The sequence below is a fragment of the Pseudoduganella sp. RAF53_2 genome, assembly GCF_052113985.1.
Classification (GTDB): domain Bacteria; phylum Pseudomonadota; class Gammaproteobacteria; order Burkholderiales; family Burkholderiaceae_D; genus Rugamonas.
This window is the reverse complement of record NZ_JBFRDW010000693.1, coordinates 1-3,061: the sequence shown is the minus strand read 5'-3', so window position 1 is coordinate 3,061 and position 3,061 is coordinate 1. Positions and strand designations below refer to the sequence as shown.

General features: G+C 59.5%; 3 protein-coding genes and 3 tRNA genes. All 6 read right to left on the bottom strand.

The window, feature by feature from the left end; genetic code table 11:
* Positions 1-969 (bottom strand): cbb3-type cytochrome c oxidase subunit I (locus tag AB4Z11_RS27915; protein WP_442029093.1); only part of this gene is annotated, 969 nt, incomplete at its 3' end.
* Positions 970-980: 11 nt separating this feature from the next.
* Positions 981-2,075 carry a cytochrome c oxidase subunit II gene (locus tag AB4Z11_RS27910; RefSeq protein ID WP_442029092.1) on the bottom strand — a complete coding sequence of 365 codons (1,095 nt, stop codon included), beginning with the start codon at positions 2,073-2,075 and terminating at the stop codon, positions 981-983.
* A gap of 78 nt (positions 2,076-2,153) precedes the next feature.
* The gene (locus tag AB4Z11_RS27905; protein ID WP_442029091.1) at positions 2,154-2,651 is read right to left on the bottom strand and encodes a hypothetical protein; all 498 of its coding nucleotides are present in this window, start codon (positions 2,649-2,651) and stop codon (positions 2,154-2,156) included.
* Positions 2,652-2,778: 127 nt separating this feature from the next.
* A tRNA-Glu gene (locus AB4Z11_RS27900) sits at positions 2,779-2,854 on the bottom strand.
* A gap of 31 nt (positions 2,855-2,885) precedes the next feature.
* A tRNA-Ala gene (locus AB4Z11_RS27895) sits at positions 2,886-2,961 on the bottom strand.
* A gap of 21 nt (positions 2,962-2,982) precedes the next feature.
* Positions 2,983-3,058, bottom strand: a tRNA-Glu gene (locus AB4Z11_RS27890).
* Positions 3,059-3,061 lie beyond the last annotated feature (3 nt).

Below are 3,061 nucleotides of genomic sequence, written 5' to 3'. Positions count from 1 at the left end.
CATATGGTGCGCCCACACCACAAAGCTCAGTGCGCCGATGATCACGATCGCCCACACCATCATGCGATAGCCGAAAATCTGTTTGCGCGCATGGACGCTGATCAGGTCCGAGATCACGCCAAACGCAGGCAGCGCTACGATGTAGACTTCCGGGTGGCCGAAGAACCAGAACAGGTGCTGGAAGAGCAAAGGGCTGCCGCCCTTGTAGCCCAGCTGCTGCCCCATCGACATAATCGCCGGCATGAAGAAGCTGGTGCCCAGCGTTTTATCGAGCAGCATCATCACGCCGCTGACGAACAATGCCGGGAAAGCCAGCAGCGCCAGCACGGTGGCGATGAAGATGCCCCATACCGTCAACGGCATACGCATCAAGGTCATGCCGCGCGTGCGCGCCTGCAGCACGGTTGTCACGTAGTTCAGGCCGCCCATGGTGGCGGCCACGATGAACACGATCAGGGAGATCAGCATCACGACGATGCCGCCCTCCACGCCGGGCGTGCCGGGCAGAATCGCTTGCGGCGGATACAAGGTCCAGCCCGCGCCGGTCGGCCCGCCGGGCACGAAGAAGCTGGCGCACAGGATCACCACCGCCAGCAGATAGAACCAGTAGCTGAGCATGTTCAGGAAGGGGAATACCATATCGCGCGCCCCCACCATCAGCGGGATCAGGTAGTTGCCGAAGCCGCCGAGGAACAGCGCCGTCAGCAGATAGATCACCATGATCATGCCGTGCATGGTAATGAACTGGTAGTAGCTGACCGGATCAATGAACTGGAACTTGCCGGGGAAGCCCAGCTGCAGGCGCATCAGGTCGGACAACACCAGTCCGATCATGCCCACGAAAATAGCCGTCATCGAATACTGGATGGCGATGACTTTATGGTCCTGGCTCCAGACGTACTTGGTCCAGAAACTCGTTGGGCCGTGATCGTGCTCATRCTCCGTTGCATGCTCTTCGCCGTATGCCATGCGCTCTCTCCTCAGCGGACCGTCTTGATGTAATCAACCAGCGCCGTCAGATCTTCTTCGCTCATTGGTGTCGTCGGCATCACCGGCGCGAAGCCCTTGACGATCTGCGCCTTCGGATCGGTGATCGAATGCTTCAGATAGGCTTCATCGGCCGTGACGATGCTGCCGCCTTCCAGATTTTCGGTTTTACCGAACAGTCCTTTCCAGCTTGGGCCTACGCCTGGCGTGCCGTCCACGCTGTGGCAGGCCACGCAGCCTTTGGACTGGGCAATCAACCTGCCCTGCTTGCCCGGCTCGGCGGGACCGCCAATGCCGCCCGGCGTTCCGCCTGCAAAAGTCGGCTGCCTGGCGAGCCAGGTGGCGTAAGTCGCCGCGTCTTCCACCACGACGGCGCTGCGCATATTCGAGTGGCCCACGCCGCACAACTGGGCGCACAGCACTTCATAGCGGCCTGCCTTGGTTGGCGTCAGCCAGAAGTGGGTGACCAGGCCGGGCACCATATTCATGCGGGTACGGAACTGGGGTACGTAGAAGTCGTGCAGCACGTCCTGCGAGCGCAGGTTGGCTTTGACGGGTTTGTCGAGCGGCAGGTGGATTTCCTGGCCCTCGACCAGCACATCATCCTGTCCATCGGGATCGTTGGGGTCGATGCCGAAGGGATTGGTCGGATTCATGAAGCGCACGTCCGTCTTGCCCAGCTTGCCGTCCTTGCCCGGCAGCCGGTAGTGCCACTGCCATTGCTGGCCCATGACTTCGAACACCATCGCATCCGGCGGCGGCGTAATCAGCTTGGCGTACACCGACAGGCCCGGCGCCAGCATCGCAATGATGCCGACCGAAGTGCCGCCGATCAGCCACCATTCCAGCTTGCGGTTGTGCGACTCCGCCGCAGCGCGATGACCCTCGCGGTGCTTGAACTTGACCACGGCGTAAGCGACGAAGATGTGGAGGACGACAAACAGCGCGGCCGTGATGACCAGGGTGATCATCAACGCATCATCCATCGCCTGCCAATTGGAGGCGATAGGTGTCAGCCACCAGGGGCTGAAGAAGTGAAAGATAAGCGCGCCAAGGACAATCAGAATGAGTGAAATTGCCAACGCCATGATGAATGAGCCCGATAAGTTATAGGGAAACTACGGGAACGCCCCGCTCGCAGGCGGGGCGCAAGGGGCTACATTTATTCAGGTCTTATCTGGCCGTTCCAGCAGTCGGTAGAACCAGGCGGCGCAAGCGCCAAACGCGATATGGCCAATAAAGACAGGCCAGCCGCGCAGATCGGCAAACCAGGAGAAGGCGCCGGACATGCCATAGAAATTCAGTACGTACAGCAGAACGCCGAACGCTGCGCCTGTGATGATGACCATGCGGTTGCTCGAATCCAGATGGAAGGGAGCGATGATGGCCGCCAGCATCAGGGCGAAGGTAATGCCAAGGACGTAGTGCACAACAAGGGCTGCAATCACAATGCCAAGACTGTATCCGGAGGTTTGCAGGACTTCCCAGCCCATCACCATGGCTGCAACCATGCGTGACACGAGCCAGGGGTCGCCTTTATTCATGGCGGTGTAGAACAGCTCCAGCAACATCAAGATACCGCCGGCTCCGAAACCGGCGATGGCAGCGGCGGTCCAGTCTCCCTGGCGCGCCACCCAACGATGCGAATGCATGTGAAGTTCCATGACTTCCTCCTCTGCGGGTCCGTTAGATCATCTTAGTACGGATTTCGCAACATGCAAAGGAAACAAGCTTGATGATAATTTAGGCAGCTTTGCGGCAGACCAAAGGCCAATGTAGGAAGGAAAAAGCTGGCGTCCCCACGGGGATTCGAACCCCGGTACTCACCGTGAAAGGGTGATGTCCTAGGCCTCTAGACGATGGGGACCTGATGGACTGTTGTCTCTGTGCCGCATTTTTGGTGGAGGTAAGCGGGATCGAACCGCTGACCTCYTGCATGCMAKGCARGCGCTCTCCCAGCTGAGCTATACCCCCGCTGGCACAGAATAATCTAACTGGCGTCCCCACGGGGATTCGAACCCCGGTACTCACCGTGAAAGGGTGATGTCCTAGGCCTCTAGACGATGGGGACCTG

Coding starts and splice junctions, on each gene's coding strand:
- AB4Z11_RS27910 (WP_442029092.1), bottom strand. CDS start 2,075: ATGGCGTTGGCAATTTCACTCATTCTGATTGTCCTTGGCGCGCTTATC.
- AB4Z11_RS27905 (WP_442029091.1), bottom strand. CDS start 2,651: ATGGAACTTCACATGCATTCGCATCGTTGGGTGGCGCGCCAGGGAGAC.